Annotated in this window: 20 protein-coding genes and 1 other RNA gene; 15 read left to right on the top strand and 6 right to left on the bottom strand. The window is 60.0% G+C overall.

The features are described from left to right. The first annotated feature begins 57 nt into the window (after window positions 1-57). The 5 genes from CCA01S_RS01780 (at window position 58) to CCA01S_RS01800 (ending at window position 4597) form a co-directional block, all read left to right on the top strand. The gene (locus CCA01S_RS01780; protein WP_066453201.1) at window positions 58-1842 is read left to right on the top strand and encodes a multicopper oxidase family protein; all 1785 of its coding nucleotides are present in this window, start codon (window positions 58-60) and stop codon (window positions 1840-1842) included. 9 nt (window positions 1843-1851) lie between these two features. Next, a complete protein-coding gene (locus tag CCA01S_RS01785; RefSeq protein WP_066453204.1) occupies window positions 1852-3039 on the top strand; it encodes a protein-disulfide reductase DsbD family protein in 1188 nt (395 codons plus the stop codon). Beyond that, window positions 3036-3554 carry a protein-disulfide reductase DsbD family protein gene (locus CCA01S_RS01790; RefSeq protein WP_146030597.1) on the top strand — a complete coding sequence of 173 codons (519 nt, stop codon included), beginning with the start codon at window positions 3036-3038 and terminating at the stop codon, window positions 3552-3554. The genes CCA01S_RS01785 and CCA01S_RS01790 overlap by 4 nt, the downstream gene beginning before the upstream one ends. 35 nt (window positions 3555-3589) lie before the next feature. Beyond that, on the top strand, window positions 3590-4024 hold the full coding sequence (locus CCA01S_RS01795) for a DUF411 domain-containing protein (protein ID WP_066453210.1): 435 nt from the start codon (window positions 3590-3592) through the stop codon (window positions 4022-4024). A gap of 144 nt (window positions 4025-4168) precedes the next feature. Next, window positions 4169-4597: a cupin domain-containing protein gene (locus tag CCA01S_RS01800; protein ID WP_066453212.1), complete on the top strand. Its 429-nt coding sequence runs from the start codon at window positions 4169-4171 to the stop codon at window positions 4595-4597. Between the two features lie 91 nt (window positions 4598-4688). Here the strand turns inward: CCA01S_RS01800 and CCA01S_RS01805 are convergent, their stop codons facing one another. Together CCA01S_RS01805 and CCA01S_RS01810 are read right to left on the bottom strand one after the other, a co-directional pair. After that, window positions 4689-6095 carry a Cu(+)/Ag(+) sensor histidine kinase gene (locus tag CCA01S_RS01805; protein ID WP_066453215.1) on the bottom strand — a complete coding sequence of 469 codons (1407 nt, stop codon included), beginning with the start codon at window positions 6093-6095 and terminating at the stop codon, window positions 4689-4691. 3 nt (window positions 6096-6098) lie between these two features. After that, a complete protein-coding gene (locus CCA01S_RS01810; protein ID WP_066453224.1) occupies window positions 6099-6779 on the bottom strand; it encodes a heavy metal response regulator transcription factor in 681 nt (226 codons plus the stop codon). 574 nt (window positions 6780-7353) lie between these two features. On the opposite strand from CCA01S_RS01810, the gene CCA01S_RS01820 reads away from it, so the two are divergent. From CCA01S_RS01820 to CCA01S_RS01840, 5 genes are all read left to right on the top strand, one after another. Beyond that, a complete protein-coding gene (locus tag CCA01S_RS01820) occupies window positions 7354-7758 on the top strand; it encodes a hypothetical protein (RefSeq protein ID WP_066453228.1) in 405 nt (134 codons plus the stop codon). 285 nt (window positions 7759-8043) lie between these two features. Then, the gene (locus tag CCA01S_RS01825; protein WP_066453229.1) at window positions 8044-9924 is read left to right on the top strand and encodes a copper resistance system multicopper oxidase; all 1881 of its coding nucleotides are present in this window, start codon (window positions 8044-8046) and stop codon (window positions 9922-9924) included. Beyond that, a complete protein-coding gene (locus CCA01S_RS01830) occupies window positions 9921-11054 on the top strand; it encodes a copper resistance protein B (RefSeq protein ID WP_066453231.1) in 1134 nt (377 codons plus the stop codon). Before CCA01S_RS01825 ends, CCA01S_RS01830 begins: the two co-directional genes overlap by 4 nt. Window positions 11055-11122: 68 nt before the next feature. Further along, a complete protein-coding gene (locus CCA01S_RS01835; protein ID WP_066453480.1) occupies window positions 11123-11632 on the top strand; it encodes a cupredoxin domain-containing protein in 510 nt (169 codons plus the stop codon). A gap of 14 nt (window positions 11633-11646) precedes the next feature. After that, window positions 11647-12120: a c-type cytochrome gene (locus CCA01S_RS01840; protein ID WP_066453232.1), complete on the top strand. Its 474-nt coding sequence runs from the start codon at window positions 11647-11649 to the stop codon at window positions 12118-12120. 456 nt (window positions 12121-12576) lie between these two features. On the opposite strand, the gene CCA01S_RS01845 is transcribed toward CCA01S_RS01840, so the two are convergent. Next, complete coding sequence (locus CCA01S_RS01845; protein WP_066453235.1) at window positions 12577-12813, bottom strand: transcriptional regulator; 237 nt, start codon at window positions 12811-12813, stop codon at window positions 12577-12579. An 897-nt stretch (window positions 12814-13710) separates the two neighbouring features. Between CCA01S_RS01845 and CCA01S_RS01850 the strand changes: the two genes are divergently transcribed. The 3 genes from CCA01S_RS01850 to CCA01S_RS01855 all read left to right on the top strand — a co-directional run bounded on the left by CCA01S_RS01850 (window position 13711) and on the right by CCA01S_RS01855 (window position 15353). Continuing rightward, window positions 13711-13938, top strand: coding sequence for a helix-turn-helix transcriptional regulator (locus CCA01S_RS01850; RefSeq protein ID WP_084386331.1), 228 nt, complete (start codon window positions 13711-13713; stop codon window positions 13936-13938). 102 nt (window positions 13939-14040) lie between these two features. Then, entirely contained in the window at window positions 14041-14322 is a 282-nt protein-coding gene (xisR, locus tag CCA01S_RS16400) for an excisionase family protein (protein ID WP_501161908.1), read from the top strand. Further along, the gene (locus CCA01S_RS01855; protein WP_501161909.1) at window positions 14253-15353 is read left to right on the top strand and encodes an Arm DNA-binding domain-containing protein; all 1101 of its coding nucleotides are present in this window, start codon (window positions 14253-14255) and stop codon (window positions 15351-15353) included. Before xisR ends, CCA01S_RS01855 begins: the two co-directional genes overlap by 70 nt. 103 nt (window positions 15354-15456) lie before the next feature. Here the strand turns inward: CCA01S_RS01855 and ssrA are convergent. Then, window positions 15457-15821: a transfer-messenger RNA gene (gene ssrA, locus CCA01S_RS01860) on the bottom strand. A 248-nt stretch (window positions 15822-16069) separates the two neighbouring features. On the opposite strand from ssrA, the gene CCA01S_RS01865 reads away from it, so the two are divergent. After that, window positions 16070-16747 carry a dienelactone hydrolase family protein gene (locus CCA01S_RS01865; RefSeq protein WP_066453241.1) on the top strand — a complete coding sequence of 226 codons (678 nt, stop codon included), beginning with the start codon at window positions 16070-16072 and terminating at the stop codon, window positions 16745-16747. A 222-nt stretch (window positions 16748-16969) separates the two neighbouring features. Further along, complete coding sequence (locus tag CCA01S_RS01870) at window positions 16970-17296, top strand: hypothetical protein (protein ID WP_084386333.1); 327 nt, start codon at window positions 16970-16972, stop codon at window positions 17294-17296. An 81-nt stretch (window positions 17297-17377) separates the two neighbouring features. Here CCA01S_RS01870 and CCA01S_RS01875 read toward each other — a convergent pair whose 3' ends face one another. Continuing rightward, window positions 17378-17953 (bottom strand): NADPH-dependent FMN reductase, encoded by a 576-nt coding sequence (locus tag CCA01S_RS01875; RefSeq protein ID WP_066453247.1) that lies wholly within the window; start codon window positions 17951-17953, stop codon window positions 17378-17380. A gap of 158 nt (window positions 17954-18111) precedes the next feature. Then, window positions 18112-18996 (bottom strand): pirin family protein, encoded by an 885-nt coding sequence (locus CCA01S_RS01880; protein WP_066453249.1) that lies wholly within the window; start codon window positions 18994-18996, stop codon window positions 18112-18114. Window positions 18997-19059 lie beyond the last annotated feature (63 nt).

The raw sequence follows: 19059 nt of genomic DNA on the forward strand, positions 1-19059 counted from the left end.
GTACGCCCGAACTCCCCGTACCGCCCAGCAGCGACAGGCATCGATACAGAGGTCATCATGGCAACACATCACTTCATCAACCGCCGCACCTTCCTGGGTTATGCCGGCACAAGCGCTGCGGCACTCTTCACCGGCTTGCCGCTGGTCCAAGCCACGTCCCTCACGAAAGAAGGGGGCAAAGCCTTCGAGCCCGACGTTGCGCTGGAGTTGACGGCCAGCCCTCAAAGCGTTGCACTGCGCTCGGGGCCCGCAACGCCCGTGTGGACCTACCAGGCGCGCGTGGTAAAAGGCGACCCGGCAAGCGTGCATGCATCCCCCGGCGGGTACCTCGGGCCCACCCTGCGCGTGCGACGCGGCCAGAAGCTGCGCGTCGACTTCGTGAACCACACCGACCAGCCCAGCATCGTCAACTGGCACGGGCTGCATGTGCCAGCCGACATGATGGGGCTGCCGCGCTACGAAGTGAAGCCAAGCGCGCGCTACCGCTATGAATTCGAGGTGCGCGACCGCGCAGGCACCTACTGGTATCACGCGATGGCCGCCGGCCACACGCCCGAGCAGGTGTACTTCGGACTTGCCGGGCTCCTGCTCGTGACGGACGATGAAGAACAGGCTCTGGCGTTGCCCCGCGGTGAATACGACTTGTCGCTCGTCATCCAAGACCGCACTTTTGGAGACAACAACCACCTGCACTACCTGCCTGGTACGGGCCCCGAGGCTGCACCCACGCACGACTCCTCACCCCAGGCGTCTGGAATGGGGAGCGGCATGATGGGTGACCAGGGCATGATGGGCGGTTCGGGCATGATGTCAGGGGACGGGACGCGCGATGGCATGATGGGTGGCGGCATGATGGAAGGAATGATGGGTGGCCAGGGCATGATGTCGGGCGGCATGAGCGGCATGATGACCCGCATGATGGGGTTCTTTGGCGACACTATCCTGGTCAATGGCCAGCCCGATGCTACGCTCAAAGTCGCCACGCACGCCTACCGCCTGCGCGTGCTCAACGCTTCGAACGCCCGCACCTACAAGCTTGGCTGGGAAGACGGCCGGCCGCTGACGGTGATCGCCACCGGTGGCGGCCTGCTTGAACGCCCCGTACAGAAAGACTATGTAATGCTCACCCCCGGCCAGCGCATCGAGTTGTGGGCGGACTTCAGCAAGGACGCGGTGGGCACACAGCTCACACTCATGAGCCTCGCCTTCGATGGCATGGCGGGCATGATGGAAAGCACGATGGGCAACGACATGATGGGTGGCGGCATGATGGGGCAAATGATGAGCCGCATGATGAGTGGCTCATCCTTGGCCGATGGCGCACGCTTTGCGATTCTCAAGGTTGCTGTGACACAAAAGGCAGACGAAATACTCGGGCTGCCGCAGCACCTTTCCACACTCACACGGCTGCGGGCCGAAGATGCGGTGAACCGTGACAACCCCCGGACCTTCCGGGTCACCATGGGCCACATGCGGTGGGGCTTCAATGGCCGCAGCTTCCAGATGAACGAGGTCGCACCCGACGAAATGGTGAAACTCGGCACGACCGAGGTCTGGGAGTTCGTCAACAACATGATGATGGCGCACGCCATTCACCTGCACGGCCTGCAGTTCCAGGTGCTGGAGCGGCGCAACAGCCCGCAAGGTGCGGGCGTGGTCGAAGGGTGCGTCGATGACGGCTGGGAAGACACCGTGCTCCTGATGCCCAACGAGCGCGTGAAGCTCCTCATGCGTTTTGCAGACTTCACCGGAAGCTATGCCTACCAGTGCCACATGCTGGAGCACGCGGCCATGGGCCTCATGCGCGATTACGAGGTTCAGCCGGCGCAAACGCCCGCGTGAGGTTCTGAAATGTCTTCCTGGCTTTTCACCCAAATTCTGCTCGCCATAGGCGCAGGGCTACTCTTGAATCTGACGCCCTGCGTGCTGCCTGCCGTCCCGCTGAAAGTCCGCGCAGTCCTGAATGCCACAGGTGACCGCCTGAAGGTGCGCATCGCATCCGCCGCGCTCTTTACGGCGGGATCGGTGCTGTTCTTCGCCGCACTCGGTACCGCCACCGCGCTGTTGCAGTGGCAATGGGGAGTGCTGTTTCAATCGCGCGCCCTGCTGATTGTTCTCGGTACTGTGTTGACGGCGTTTGCCGCGATGAACTTCCTCGGGCGCGGCCTGCCTGTCCCAAACGCCGTCGCCACTTTACGCGGGGGGAAATTCCTTGAACCCTTTTTCTCCGGCCTCATTTCAGCGCTACTTTCGACGCCCTGCACGGGTCCTCTCTTGGGCGGCGTCCTGGTGTTTGCGCTCGCCCAGCCAACGGCCCACATCGTTGCCCTCTTCGTGTCGATCGGCCTCGGGCTCGCACTCCCCTACGTCGTGCTGCTCCTTCGCCCCGGGCTCCTTAAACGCCTGCCCCATGCCGGCGCCTGGACGGAAGCCATCCGCCAGAGCTTCGGGTGGCTGCTGCTCGCAGCGGCGCTTTTCTACCTTCAAAGCGTCCTCCCAGCTTCGTGGGTGGCGCCTCTCTGGACTGCCTTGTTCGCAGGGGTGCTCGCCTGGGCGGCCTACCGCTTCTGGCGTGCAGCAGATCGCGGCTCACGCGCGGTGGCGCTATTCGTGAGCGTCATCGCCCTGGCCTCCGCCTACGCCGGGGCAGGCCCCGAGAAGTCCCCCGGTCACAGAATCGCCTGGCAACCGCTACGGGCAGCCGATGTTTCCGCACTGCCCACGCTCGGGCGCCCTGCCATCGTGGAATTCACGGCGCAGTGGTGTATCAATTGCAAGGTGCTCGAGAAAACCACCTACCAGGACAGCACTGTAGTTCGGGCTGTTGCCCGCTCGGGTGTCGTTGCGTTCCAGGCAGACCTGACGCACCCCGATCCGGTGCTCGAGCACCTGCTCGCTTCCTATGGTGGCGTGGGTCTGCCGTTTCTCGCTGTGCTTGATCGAGAGGGGCACAAAGTGCAGAGTTTTTCCGGCCTGTTCACGAGCGCAAGTCTGGTGAAGGCATTGAAAGCAGTAGGACCTCAGGAGGATCTTGAATGAAACGTAGCAGCAAACGCAGAGCGGCAATCGTAGGGGGGGGCCTCATTCTTGCAACAGTGGGCGTGCTCTTCGGTTGGCGCCAGATCTTTGCACCACCCACCGGGTCCGCTGCTGATTATGCAACAGCACCCAGCAGCGGTTTCATGGATTCATCGACGCATGTGACCGCCTCTCTCACTAGGACTGGAGAAGATGGCATCGTCACCCTGCATATCGGCAAGGACTGGCACGTCAACGCCAACCCCGCCTCGCTTGAGAACCTGATCGCCTCGACGGTCATGATCGAACATAACGGCTCGCAACGTGCGGCGCAAGCGACCTACCCACCCGGCAAGAGCAGCGGCATCACGATCGAAAGCACAGACATCCTGGTCTACGAAGACGGCACGGCCATCCCTGCGAAAAACCTGGGCGATGCGCCAGGCGACCGTGTGCTAGTGCGCGTCCAGGCCTGCAACACGCAAGGCATCTGCCTTGCGCCTGCGACGATCGTCGCCACCGGTAGTCAGATTTGAACCTTTTAGCGCAATCCCCTCTACAGGAGTATTCCATGCGTCACTTCAAAACATTGATTCTTGCACTCGCCCTGGGTTTCCCGCTCTCGGCGATAGCTGCCGGCATTCCGGTCAAAATGTACAAAAGCCCCAATTGTGGCTGTTGTGATCGATGGGCCCAGCATCTTGAAGCCAACGGATTTACGGTGGAGACCATCAATACGCCAGCCCTTGCTTCAATCAAGGAGGAGTACCACATACCGACCAACCTGGCGGGTTGTCACACTGCGCTGGTAGAGGGGTACGTGGTGGAAGGTCTGGTGCCCGCCAAGTACATCAAGCAGATGCTGGCTGACCACCTCCCCGTCAAAGGTCTCTCCATACCGGGGATGCCCGTAGGAGCTCCCGGCATGCCAGGCACCGCCGCTGGGCCCCTAAACGTCTATACGCTCGGCACAGGGCCGACACCCAAGGTCTTCGCTACCTTCTGAGCCCATTGCCTCATGCGGGTACGAAAACGCCGCCGCAACCCGCCTATGATGATCAGGACTGATCGCGCCCTCGGGAAAGCCAAGTAGCAACATACACAAAAAAACGCAATTACCGTGCAATTCGCACAAATTAGTGGAGCCACTATGAATCCGAAAAAATATGCAGCCATCGCATCACTTGGTCTCGCAATCGCGTTAGGTACTACTCCGTTGTCTGCCGTCGCAGCCGACGCCGCAGCCAATGGCGTGGCTGAGGTCTTCAATCACGCGATTACGAATATCCCTGGCAAATCCCTGATTGCAGTCGAGGTGAACTATAAGCCTGGGGAAAAATCGCCGCCCCACTGGCATGCAAAAGCGGCGTTCATCATGGCCTATGTGGTATCGGGTTCGATCCGCAGCCAGGTTGAAGGCGAACCGGTGCATGTCTATGAAGCAGGCCAGACCTGGTATGAGAACCCAGGGGCACATCATGTCGTGAGCGAGAACGCCAGCAAAACCGAACCCGCCAAGCTATTGGCCGTTTTCGTGGTCAATTCAAAACACGGTGCTCTGACCACATTCGATAAATAAATACAGCGGCTTTCAATCGCAGGCCGCTTCCGGTCTCAAGCTTGACCTCACCATAAGGTCGAGCTTGAAACCGAGGGCGACGCAAAGAGAGTCAGCACGGCACTAGCGGAATTGAAATTTCAAACGTTGTTGCGTCAGATGTCGAGCTCGCACTGACATGTCCACCGTGCGCTTCAACAATTGATTTAACGATGGCCAAGCCAAGGCCGGCACCCTCCCCGCTACGCCGCCGAGAAGCATCGGGTCGATAGAACCGGTCGAATATGTGGGCAATATGCTCGGCCGGTATGGCTGGCCCCGGGTTCTGCACTCGCACACGGGCATCCTGAGCTGAGGCCAGGAGCGTAACGACGACACGATGCTGTGCTGGTACATAACGAATCGCATTCGATAAAAGGTTGCTCAATGCCCGGCGCATCATGAGTCTATCTCCGAGTATGCAGACTGGCTCGCCAATAATGTCCAAACTCACCTCGCGCTCTTCGGCCCAAGCACCGAAATAGTCGAAGAGAATACGCACTTCGGCTTGTAGGTCGATTTTCACTAGTTCAGGCTTGAGCAGATGATTGTCCGTCTGTGCCAGAAACAACATATCGCCCACCATCTTCGCCATGCGCTCGTACTCTTCCAGATTGGAATATAGGACCTCACGGTACTGCTCGGCGCTACGCGCCTGAGAAAGCGCCACTTCAGTCTGGGTCTTCAAGTTGGTGATCGGCGTGCGCAGCTCGTGCGCAATGTCCCCCGAAAACTCCGATAAACGGTGAAAAACCCCTTCAAGCCGATCCAGCATCCCGTTAAAGGAGGTGGCAAGTTCTACCAACTCCGTGGGAACTGCGTCCGGTGTCAGCCTTATCTGCAGCTGATCAGACCCGATTTTCCGCATTTCACGGCTGATGCGCCGCAGCGGCGCATGGCCCTGGTACACCGCGAACCAAATAGCGAGAATGGCAATCAGACAGGCAACCGTTGTGACGAGACGCAGGTAGTTGCGCATGCTCTCGAGGTAATGCACATGAAAGTCGACATCGGTGGCCACAGCGATCGTGAGCCTACCTGATCCGGGCAGCGCATTGGAAGTGAATTGCAGCACAGCACCACGTAGCGTCTGGCCATGCTCTTGCCATAAGCTAACGGTGTCGATCGTGATCTTGCGAACGGGTGCGACGGTGCGGGCAAAGAGTCCGAGGTCGGGGCCTGGCGCTGCGTACACCTGGGTGCCGCCATCCCATGCAATGCGATATTGAGCGTTATGGTGGCCCGAGACAGCACTGGCAAACCGTGTCCTCAGTTCCGCTGACTCCAAATGGGGTGGGAGGGTCGAGAGGGTATGTTCTAGCGCCTGTGCAACCGCCTGGAGCTCGTCGACGTCCTGCTGGACGAAGTGAGCATTGATCGATCGTTCGATGATCCAGCCAAAGGTAAGCAGGATAACTGTGATGACGGTTCCAATGTAGGCCGTCAGCCGCAATACCAGGGACGCGGGTCTCCGCCTCATCAATTAATCCGTCTGATTCACGTCCAGCATATAGCCCATGCCGCGCACCGTGTGAATAAGTTTGGGCTCGAAGTCATCATCGATCTTCGCCCGTAGCCGGCGCACTGCCACATCAATGACGTTGGTATCGCTGTCGAAATTCATGTCCCACACCTGAGAGGCGATCAACGAACGGGGTAAGACCTCGCCCTGCCGGCGCACCAAGAGTTCCAGCAGCGCGAATTCCCTGTTCGTCAAGTTGATGCGCACGTTTTGGCGCTCAGCCCGGCGCCGGGGGATATCGAGGACGAGATCCGCGACCTGCAAGTGATCCAGGACCAGGACAGCGCTTCGCCGCAGCAAAGTACGTACCCGGGCAAGAAGCTCGGAAAACGCGAAGGGCTTCACCAGGTAATCGTCAGCACCAAGCTCCAGCCCCTTGACCCGATCCTCCACGCTATCCCGCGCGGTGAGAAAGAGCACCGGCGTGAAAGATTTTGCATCGCGCAGCGCCTGGATAATCCGCCAGCCGTCCACATCTGGCAGCATCACGTCCAGGATGATGAGATCGTAAGACCCCGTCAGCGCGAAATGGTGGCCATCCAGACCCGAGCGCACCAGATCCACGACGAATCCCGACTCGGTCAACCCCTGCTTTAGGTAATCCCCTGTCTTGGTCTCGTCTTCAACCACGAGCAGCTTCATGGGGCAACTCCTCAAAACTACCAGCCTTTGCCGTGACGCGATCCCCTTCGCCAGAGACATCGCCCAGTGTGAAACCTTAGCGCAACGCTGCTGTCATTCGCATGACCGCTTGATTACAAATTTGTAATGCCCTGTTCTTATATTGGTTATGCCAGGGATGGATACCTGCCGTTTGTAAAATCAGCACGTCAAACCTGAACAATGGAATCGATACGATGCCTATCAAAGCCTCAACCCTCCTCGTTCCCCTGTTCTCATCAGCCCTGGCGCTGCTGACCCCGCCCACTGCCGCCTCAACAGGCACTGCGGCAAGCATCCCACCCGCGGTGACGCTGAGTGCGGGGGGCTCCGATTCGTTTAGCTACCGCGCGTCACCGGGCCCAGAAGTCGATCATTTGCACGTCTATGTGGATGGCGAGCAGGTCGGGCAAACGCGTCAACTGCAGGGAAGCTTCACCCTTCAAGGACTGGACCTCCCGGCAGGCAAGCACACGGTCTGCGTCGATGTAGCCAACCGAGCCCACATCCAGACGGGGGCGAAGGCCTGCGTGAATGTGCACATCGGGTAGACGCGATGAACGGGCAAGATCTCCTTTACGCGCTCACCCAAGTGGCGCACAACTTCGGCGCGGTACTTGTTCTTGCCAGCCCTCTCTATCCGATCGTCTCCGGACGCCTGCTGCTACGCAACACCCTATGGTTTGCGCTTGCCGGCTGGTCCGTCCAGATTATAAGCGGCCTATCATTCGGGCTTGTAAGTCTGCACTTTTACGGACAGCTTCCCGCTCTCCACGGCGTCGCAATGGTGGCACTCGCCATCAAGATCATCTCTGCCATAGGCGCTTGCGCGCTTATTATCTTCTCGCTTCGCGACGGGATAATTCGTGCAGGTTCGCGCGCAATACGCATCTGGGGAGTGCTGACAGGCCTCGCAATCGTGGCACTTTCGAGCGCAGCGTTTCTGCGCTGGTACTCCTGAGCGCGGAGACGGCCCCACACCATCTCAAAGAGCGAACTCCGGCCAGGAAAAAGTGGACTTATGGGGCAGGTTGTCCGCCACCTGTGCGGGCTCTCCTTCCATCTGTTTGAATCGGCCCAGGGACTAAAACTTCTCAGATTACGAAAATGTAATCCGGCCGTCATCTCACCGACAACCGCCCCTGCGTAAAGTGTGGGACGCCGTGCTTGGACAGATTGAATTCAACTGAATCAATCCAACCGATGAACACGGTTAGTTCAATAATTCACTACAGGATTCTCTCGCGTGAAACGTCCACCTACGCTTGCCGTCCCTTTCCCCACTCTGCCTCGCCGCCGCTTTGTCCAGGGACTTGTGGCGGGAGGTGTGTTGCTGGGCCTGTCACCTCTCACCCGGGCAGCCGCGCTGCGCTCGAATGGGACGAGCAGTGGTTCGGCACCGATACTCAAAGGCACCGAATTTAACCTGGAAATCAGCGAGTCGCCGGTGAACTTCACTGGACGTCCGCGTACCGCCACCACAATCAATGGATCGCTACCGGCGCCCACGCTGCGCTGGCGCGAGGGTGACACAGTGACCATTCGCGTGCGGAACCGCCTGAAGGAAGCTACATCGATTCATTGGCACGGGATCATCCTGCCTTTTCAAATGGATGGCGTGCCGGGCATCAGCTTTGCGGGGATCCCGCCTGGCGCGACCTTCACCTATCGGTTCGAGGTGCAGCAAAGCGGCACGTACTGGTATCACTCGCACTCGGGCATGCAGGAGGCAACGGGCGTCTATGGGGCAATCATCATCGATCCCGCGCAAGCCGACCCGATCCGCGCAGATCGCGAGTACGTCGTCCAACTTTCAGATTGGACCGACACAGATCCGATGCGGGTGCTCGCCAATCTCAAAACTCAAGGCGACTACTACAACTACAACCAACCCACCGCCGTGGACTTCTTTCGTGACGTGTCCTACACGAGCCTGAAGGCTGCGGTGGGCAAGCGCAAGATGTGGAACGAGATGCGCATGAGTCCCACGGACCTGGCCGACCTGTCCGCGAACGTGCTGACCTATCTGATGAACGGCACAACGCCTGCGGGCAACTGGACGGGGCTCTTTCGACCCGGAGAGCGGGTGCGGCTACGCTTTATCAACGGTGCGGCCAACACATTCTATGATGTGCGCATCCCGGGCCTTGGCCTGACTGTGGTGCAGGCCGATGGTGTGAATGTGGAGCCAGTGACGGTCGACGAGTTCCGCTTCGGCCCCGGCGAGACTTACGACGTGCTGGTGCAGCCCAAGGACGATGCATATACCGTTTTTGCGCAGGCCATGGATCGCACCGGATACGCACGTGGAACGCTCGCCACACAGGCTGGCCTCAAGGCGCCAGTGCCTGCGCTCGATCCCGCGGAATGGCTCACCATGGCCGACATGATGGGTGCGATGGGCGGGGGCATGGCGGGGATGAACCACGGGGCAGCAGGTCAACCTTCCATGAGCGGTATGAACCATGACGGGATGGCCACAATGGGCGGCAATATGGCCGGGATGAATCATGGGAGCATGCCTGGCATGCAAGGCATGAATCATGCAGGCATGGCGAGTATGGCTGGTATGGACCATAGCGCAATGCCTGCGGCAGGTGCAAGCACGCAGGTCCGCCACGCGAGGACCGAATACGGCGCAAGTACCGACATGCACGTGGATATGCCACGCACCAATCTGGACGATCCCGGAATCGGGCTACGCAATAACGGGAGGCGGGTGCTTACGCTGTCTGACCTGCACACCGTGGACGGTCCGCTGGACCCGCGCGGTGCTGAGCGTGAGGTCGAGCTCCATCTAACCGGGAACATGGAACGCTACGCCTGGTCATTTGACGGGGTGGAGTACGGAAAATCGACCCCAGTTCACTTCCGTTACGGCGAGCGGGTCAGAGTCATCCTGCACAACGACACCATGATGACACACCCCATGCACCTGCACGGCATGTGGAGTGAGCTGGAAGCGCCCGACGGGCAGTTCCAGGCCCGACGCCACACGATTCCCGTACAACCAGCGCAGCGCATCAGCTTTTTGGTCACCGCCGACGCGCTGGGACGCTGGGCATGGCACTGCCACCTGATGCTGCACATGGATGCGGGAATGTTCCGCGAAGTGGTGGTGGCATGAAGCGCGCAATCAGCCCATCGAGCACCTACATCATGAACCACAGCTTGAAGAAAAAACTCCTCGCCGCAGCAGTTGTTACTATCGGTGTCATACCCATGTTTGCCTATGCGCAGGCATCCATGGATCACGGTTCGATGGACATGTCCACCATGGACCATAGTTCGATGGACATGTCCAACATGGACCATGAGGCAGGTACGGCGCAAGCGAAAGATCACGGCGCGACCAAACCATCTCAGAAGCAAACCAGCCCAGACAAGACGATGCCTGCCATGCAGGGTATGACGCACGACGCCTCCCCTTCCAATGTGCCAGCAGCTGCCCACAACATGGGTTCGATGAGCCAGGGCGGTGGAGGCATGGATCACGGCGCTATGCAGATGCAAGGTGGCTCGGCACCGCCCGATGCCCGCGATCCCAATGGCTACTCTGACGGTTACGTGCGTAATGCAGGCAAATACGCGCTGCCACCCTCCGAGGCACTGGTCATGTCGGATATGCACAACTTCGGCTCAGTCACCTTCGACCGGCTGGAGTACGTCAGAGCCCGAGGCAACGAGTGGGCAGCCTATGAAGGCGAAGCCTGGTATGGCGGCACCTATAACCGGGCAGCGCTGAAGGCCGAAGGCGAGGTCGCAAGCGGCAAGCTGCGAGAATCCAAGACGCAACTGCTCTGGCACCATGCGATTGCCACTTTCTGGGATACGGAACTAGGGGTTCGCTTTGACTACGGGCAAGGGGAGCCGAACCGGCAATGGCTGGCGTTTGGCTTCAAGGGGCTTGCACCCTATTGGTTTGACGTGGATGCCACCGCCTATGTCGGCCCGAGCGGGCGCACCGCACTGTGGCTAAAGACCAGCTACGACATCTTGCTGACCCAGAAACTCTACCTTCAGCCGAGTGTGGAAGCCAACATCTACGGCAAGGACGACGAGCGCAGGGGTATCGGTAGTGGCGTGAGCGACGGAACAGCGGGCTTGCGCCTGAAATACGAAGTCACGCGCCAGTTTGTTCCCTATGTCGGCGTCGAGTGGTCTGGAAAGTTCGGGAAAACAGCGGACTATGCACGGGCGGAAGGCGAGCCCAAGCAGGAAACCCGGTTCGTGGCCGGCTTGAGTTTCCGCTTCTGATTTTGCGTTTTTACATAGGCGGCTTAAACCAGTCGCCTCACCCAACCCACTCCGAGAGAGTATCCATGATGAAAAAAACCTTATCCATCCTCGCCCTGAGCATACTGCCCGCACTTTCGCTGGCGGCCGGCAATCACACCGGCGGGCACGCAGCGCCAGAACACGGCATGCCGGGTCACGACATGTCCACCATGACTAAAGCAGCCTCACCCGTTGGCCAGCCTGGCGATTCTGCCAAAGTCACCCGTACGATCGAGCTCACGATGGATGACTCCATGCGGTTTACGCCAAGCGATATTCAAGTCAAAGCTGGGGAGACCGTTCGCTTCTTTATCAAGAACAAGGGGAAAATTGCTCACGAGATGGTGATCGGTTCCATAGCAAAGCTGAAAGCGCACGCAGCTCAGATGCAAAAAATGCCGGGCATGCAGCATGCCGAGCCTAATATGATTACCCTTGGCCCGGGCAAACGCGGCGGACTGGTATGGCAGTTCGATCAGGCCGGCACCGTTGACTTCGCTTGCCTCATTCCCGGCCACATGGAGGCGGGAATGGTCGGCAAGGTGAAGGTCAGCTAATTCGCTATACAGAGATGCCAAAGAAAATACTGATCCTTGGGGCGATCGGTACCGTCGCAATCGGTGCCGTCGCTGCGCTATACAGCCTGACGCAGCCGTCTGGCCCCATATTCATCGAACCAACCAACCGGGCACTTGTCGTGCAGGGTAAGGCCATCTACGCGAATAATTGCGCGGCCTGCCACGGTGCATCACTTCAAGGGCAACCCAACTGGCGCGAACGCCTGCCTAACGGCAGGCTACCTGCGCCACCGCACGACAAGACAGGTCACACCTGGCACCATCCCGACGCGATCTTGACCGACATCGTCAAAAACGGCCTAGTTCCAGGAAGGACAGCACCTCCAGGATATGAGAGCGATATGCCAGCGTTTAGCAAGTCTCTATCCGATGAGGAAATCACAGCCGTACTCGCGTACATCAAAAGCACATGGCCCTCCAAGGTATTGCAGTTGCAGAAGGAAGTCGATCTGCAACAACGGAAATAAGCCGTTGACCATGTCGCCACTTGGCTCTGCTCCGTCAGCAAAGCAGGCCGAGGCCAGCTCGGAGCCTTCAGCAGGAACTGTAACGACACACCACGCACCACCACCTGCAGGCCCTTCGAGTCAGCATGGCTTGATGAGGCAGTTTCACTTTAACCAAACAGCCTCCGCGATTCCCGGGATGATTCAGTTTTCGCAGGATCAATCAACTAGTCTGGTGCGCTTGAGATCTGCGCCGAGCACATTGGCCGCATACGAGCTTCGGCAAGATCATCGAGGCGGTAGAGCAAGCCGAACGTTCACGCGCACCAGTACAGCGCCTGGCCGACCAGCTGGCAGGCTACCTCGTGTATTTCGCACTGGGCGCCGCCGTATTCACCTGGTTCATCACGCGCGATATCCGCTCGACAATCTCAGTCACGCAAGTGCGAGTACAAGAGATAAGTCACTCGTCACTCGTCACCCCTCTCCCCGCAACTCCGGCCAGATCTGCCACCAGTCGTCCGGACGTAGCTGCTTCCGAGTGACCTCTCCGCCGGTCAGCTCCTCGATCTCGACGCAGCGAATGATCGGCACTGGGCGACTGCCGGCCGCCCAGCCGCTGACGACAGGCACCGGCACGCCCAATTTGTTGGCGAGCTTGGTCATCCCGCCCATCACGGCACAGGCTTCACGGACAGGCTGAAAATCGGGCATATGCTTCCATAACCATGTTAGCTACATGGATTCTATAAGATAAATCCGTTATATCGAGGCGACGAGAGATACCCGTTTGTACCGAGCCATGACGGTAAAGTTCAGCACTCACACGCGAACTTGTAACCGCAGGTCATATAACCACACTGCGCGTATGAAACAAGCTGAACCAACCTGAACCATGACGCGGTGTCCCACCCATAGGACGTGAGGCAGATTACAAGATCGGCCGACCACACGCCAGTGGTCACAAGCCCAAACAAATTGCCCTTCACGCGTAGCGCTCACGCATAGGGGGATCAGCTAAGCTCGTTTACACCTCAGTAGAGCCTTGAATTGATTGTAAAGACAACCAACAAATTGCCTATTGACAAGACTTATGCTGTTGGTAAGAATCTAGCCATCTGCTCCAAGCAGAATCGCTCTTTAACAAACCACAAGCGATGAATACTGCGCCCTGCCCGATCACGCGGCACGCGATTGCGCAGCAACCTGTAAAGCATCGGAGTTGAAGCAAAACCGATGAAATCTGCGATCTGCAGCCGGCCCCTCGCGTGGGGCGCGGATGGCTGCAGGTTGCGGGGACTTCCCCGAGCGGAAGCGCCCGGAGCGTTCATCAGAATGCCCACCATCAGAAATGGCGACGTAATTTCACGACGACGGCAGAAAAGACTGCAGCACCCAGCACCCAGGTGACCCGGACTACCGGACCAGCACCTAGCCCTGCCGGGGGCGATCAAAGCACCCGACCCCCATCGCGGCATCTTGGCGGGTCGGCCCCAGGGCTCCGGCGAGCCCGCTTTGGCAGACGTCCACCGGGCGCCTACCCAAGCGGCACCAACCATTTGATGACATCGGCCTGACTGTTTTCACCCGGCCACCTCGAAGGATCGACGCATGACAATGGCAAGCACTCTGACCATCCACGCAGCGCAACCTCCCACGAGCAGCCCGCTGCTCTACCGTATCTGCGTTGCAGAGAACAAACTGGGCGTCTCTCGCTCCACCATCTACCGGCTGGTCAACGAGGGCCAGCTGGAACTGATCAAGATCGGCAGCCGATCCAGTCGCATCACGGCGGCCAGCGTGCATGCTTTGATTGAGCGCAGCAAAGGGCTCGCCTGACTGAACCCACCCACATCGCACGAGCTGCACATCACTTATCTGAAACAGGCACCAGCCAGTCATTTCGCTGAGAGACTGGCGGCTTATACCCGAGGCAGTAAGATGACCATTCGCTACATCACAATCATTCAATTTGCCAAGCTCTCAGGCTATACAGAAAACGCCATCCGAACGAAGCTGCGCGACGGCGTTTGGCGTGAGGGCCACGAATGGGTCAAGGCACCCGACGGGCGGATTCTGATCGACACGGAGGGTTACGACGCATGGGTAGGGACGGAAGGGGTGTTGCCGCCGCCTCGGAAAGCAGTATTCAAATCACGTTCCAGTACCGGGGCCGCCGGTGCAGGGAAAAGATTCGGCTCAAGCCCACGCCCGCTAATCTGAAACGTGCGGAACGCCACCGCGCAGCCATTCTGGTGGCCATCGAGGCGGGCACCTTTGACTACGCCGCCACCTTCCCTGACAGCTCCAATGCCGCCCGATTTGCCGACCTTCCGGGCCAAGTGCTCACGACAGAAAAGTATCTGACCGACTGGCTGCGTGGGCAGGAGAAGCATCTCAAGGCGTCCACCTATGAGGGCTACCGAAAGATCGTGGATTACCAGCTGATCCCGCGTCTGGGTCAGATCAAGCTGGCTGACATCAAACGCCGTGATCTCCGCGACTGGATGGATGAGATGGACGCAAGCAACAAACGTCTGGCAAACATCCAGAGCGTGCTGCGCAAGGCCTTGTCCGATGCCGTTGAAGACGAGCTGTTGGACGACAACCCGCTGACACGATATACATACCGAAAGACCCAGCCACCGATCAAGCGTGACACGGTCGATCCTTTCACACCAGCAGAGCAGCGAGCCATCATTGAGAAATGCCTGCCGCCCATGGCCAATCAGGTGCAATTTGCGCTGTGGTCAGGCCTGCGCACCAGCGAACTGGTCGCCTTGACCTGGGACGACATTGACTTCCACCGTGGCGTCGTCATCGTCGATAAAGCCCTGACACAAGCAGCGAAAGGAACGATTGAGGACACCAAAACCCGTGCCGGTCGGCGCGAGGTCAAGATGCTGGGCCCCGCGCGTGCCGCTTTGCAGGCTCAGAAAGCGCACACACGCTTGGCCAGTGGCCCCGTCTTCGTCCATCCCGTGAAGGGAACACGATGGAGTGGTGATCAGGAAATCCGGAAGTACTGGGTGAGGCTGTTGCGCCTGGCCCAGGTACGATACCGGCGTCCCTATCAGACACGCCACACCTATGCATCCATGATGCTGTCGGCTGGCGAACACCCCATGTGGGTGGCACGACAGATGGGCCACAGCAACTGGGCCATGATCATCCGGGTCTATGGGAAATGGATGCCGTCCGCCGACGACCAGGCGGGCAGCAGAGCCGAGGAAAAATTTGCTGTGGCCAAATAAAAAGCGTGTCATTTATCGTGTCATTCTGAGGCTGAAACCACCCCAAATGACCCCGAAATAATGACACGCCAGAATTGCAAGTTATTGATTTTAAAAAGAAAACTGGTGGAGCCGGGGGGAATTGAACCCCCGTCCGCAAGCCCTCTGCAAGTAGCTCTACATACTTAGTTGGCCTACTTTGAGTTTTAACCTTGGATCATGCCGGACAACAGGCCCTTCCGCGGCGATTCACACTAGTTTAAGACCCGACCCAGTGACCTGATCGAACCCGATCCCTTGTAGATGACGCTGCTGTGGGTTTTACCCCACCTGACCCAAGGGCGAATCAGTGCAGCGGCTCACCGCTTAAGCGGCCAGAGCGAAACGCTCGTCGTTGGCGTTTAAAGTTTTCCAGTGGATTTACGAGCGAACTGGTGCTCGGTATGCACTATCTTGTTTTGTGACCCACGTCGAAGCCAAATCGACCCCTACAACTCTGATTATACCGATATTTTTCGGATAATGAAATTAAAACGCCACCCATGGACACAATCGACAACAGTGCCGCCACGAAGGGCTCTCCCGTCGCACACGACGGCTCCAGCAGCGGCTTCGGCGTGCCAGCGGCCCACCCTGCCCGTCACGCCCCGCGGACTAGGGCTGGCCTGAGCATTGCAGTACGATCGTCCAGATGCAGCGTTCGGCGCTGCCTTTCTCAAACAGCACGGAGCACACTCATGGACATCACCCTGACAGCCAGCGACGGTCACTCGTTCGCCGCCTACGTCAACGGCCCCGAAGACGCGGCGGCGGGCGTCGTCGTCCTGCCTGAAATCTTCGGCATCAACCCCTATATCCGATCCATGGTGGATCGCTACGCGGCCCAAGGCTACCGGGCCATCAGCCCCTCGTTGTTCGATCGCCAGACGACCCCCGAGCAAGGCCTGCAACTGGGCTACAGCCCCGAGGACATCCAGCGCGGGCTGGGCTACAAGCGCGCCATCCACGACGAAATCGCGCGCCTGGACATCGAGGCGGCGGCCGCGGCGCTGTCGGGGCAGCACGTCAAGCTGCTCACCGGATATTGCTGGGGCGGGTATCTGTCCTGGCGCATGGCGTGTCTCAGCGACACTTTCACGGCCGCTGTCTGCTGGCATGGCGGCGGCATTGCCAAACATTGCCACGACACTGCCCGCATCCCGGTGCAGATGCACTTCGGCGGCTCGGACGGCTCCATCCCGTTGTCGGATGTCGAGCAGATTCGCGCGGCGCAACCCAAGGTAGACATCCATGTCTACCCAGGTGCGGGGCACTCGTTTGGCCGGGATGCCACCCCCACCTATCACCCCGAATCCGCCGCGCTGGCCTGGGATCGCACCCTGGCGTTTTTCAGACAGCACGGGCAACAGGCGTGAGCATTTGTACCGATTGACGCAACAAATCCCGAACATGTTGCGTTTTGATGCCACTCTTCGCAGAGCGTGCACCCTTAGCGGCACCGACTTCGCCACAATCAGAGCCACACGTGCGGAAACACGCTGCACACGGCAGCCTGCACACGGCGCCCGGGCGAGCGGCGGCGATCACCGCACCGCCGCTCGCCCGGGCACAAGATCAGGCGTTCTGACGAGGAACTCATGAAAAAAAGCATCATCGCGATCGCGCTGCTGACCGGGGCACTGGCTGCGGGCCCGGCGGCCCAGGCAGGCAATGTGGACGTCGGCATCTCCATCGGCATCCCCGGCATCATCGTCGGCGGCCCAGGCTACTACTACCCGCCGCCACCGCCGCGCCACTATCACCGCCCACCGGTCGTCGTCGTGCCCCAGCCGGTGTACGTGCCTGGCCCGGGCTACCGCCAGGGCTGGAACGACCGCGGCCACTACGATCGCCACGAGCGCAAGCACTGGAAGAAATACGGGGCGCCAGGCCGCTACTACCGGGGCCGCGGCTGGGACGACTGAGCCCAGCTGAGAACGGCCGCCCGGGCCTGCCACTTGCACAAGGGCAGGCCCGAGCCGTTTGCGGGTGCCGCGCCCCGGTGCTCAGGCGGCCTCGGCCACCGGTTCACGCAGCTGCAGCTGCGCGGCGCGCGCCGCCAGCGCGGCCAGCAGGGCATCCAGCCCGGCGCGGCTGGCGGCATCCGTCAGTTCGCCCTGGGCGTTGAATTTCTCGTGTGCCGCCGAAATGAACAGCTCGGGCTTGTTCAGGGGGTGCACGTCCAGATAGACCAGCACCTGGCGCAGATGGTATTGGGCCCGCGCGCCGCCCAGGCCGCTCATGGACGCGCTGGTGATGGCGACCGGCTTGCCCTGAAACGGCGTGCCCGGCACGCGCGACAGCCAGTCGATGGCGTTCTTCAGCACGCCGGAGATCGAGTAGTTGTATTCGGGCGTGGCGATCAGCAAGGCGTCGGCCTGCGCAACCTGCGCGGCCACGCGCTGCACGGCTGCGGGAAACCCTTGCGCCTGCACATCGCCGTTATACAGGGGGATGTCCGACAGATCGGCGATATCGATCACCATCCCCTCGGGGGCCTGGCGCTGGGCCTGCCGCAAGAGCAGGTGATTGAAAGAACCTTGACGCAAGCTGCCGCCGATGGCGAGAACACGAATAGACATGAGAACTCCTGAAAAACAAAGGGATACCCCCCGCCGCAAGGCGGGGAAACAAAAATAAGGTCATTTCAGCCCCCGGAACCGGACGAAACCTGGCTCCGGGCGATGGTCGCGGCCTGGGCCGTCCGGGCGGTGCCCGGCAGAACTCAGGCAAACGGGGCTCAGGCCGACACGGCGGGGTCGGCCAGCACGCCGTCGCGGTAGTCACGCAAGGCCTGCTCGATTTCGCCCGTGGTGTTCATGACGAACGGCCCGTACTGGGTGATGGGTTCGTTCAGGGGCTTGCCCGCCAGCAGCAACACGCGCACGCCATCGGCTGCCCCGGCGGGCGGCGCAATGCGCACCACCTCGCCCTGCGGGCCAAACCAGACGCTATGGCCCGCAGGCGCCACCTGACTGCCCGCATCGAACTGCCCTTCAAACACATACAGCAGCACCTGATGCGTGGCGGGCACCGGAATTTCGACCGACTGCCCCGCCATGACGCAGATGTCGGCGATGAGCGGCTGCGTGGCCGAAGGCCGGGCACCCTGCCCCGGCCCCTTGAGCGGGCACGTGGCCCAGGGGATGGTGCCGGCGATCAGCTTGATGAAGCCGCCTTCGGGCAGCTCGGCCGTGCGGATCTCCGCCGCCGGGATGTCGCGGTAGTGCGCGGGCTGCATCTTTTCGGCGGCAGGCAGGTTGAGCCAGATCTGGAAGCCGCGCAGCAGGCCGTTTTCCTGTTGCGGCATTTCTTCGTGGATGATGCCACGCCCGGCGGTCATCCACTGCACGCCGCCCGCCTTGAGGTCGCCCTCGTTGCCCAGGTGGTCGCGGTGGCGCATGTGCCCGTCCACGATATAGGTGATGGTCTCAAAGCCGCGATGCGGGTGCGGCGGAAACCCGGCGATATAGTCGTCAGGATTGTCCGAGGAAAACGCATCCAGCATCAGGAAAGGATCCATGCGCACTTGCGGCTGGTAGCCGAGAGCGCGCAGCAGGCGCACGCCTGCGCCATCCTGGGTGGCCTGGGCCGGCAAAATGCGGGTGATGGTTCGCGTTGACATGATCAGCTCCGTTCTTCAGATGGCCTCCATTATGAATCATATAATTAGATGAACAATGGCAAA

The sequence above is a fragment of the Castellaniella caeni NBRC 101664 genome (assembly GCF_001592225.1).
Taxonomy (GTDB): domain Bacteria; phylum Pseudomonadota; class Gammaproteobacteria; order Burkholderiales; family Burkholderiaceae_B; genus Castellaniella; species Castellaniella caeni.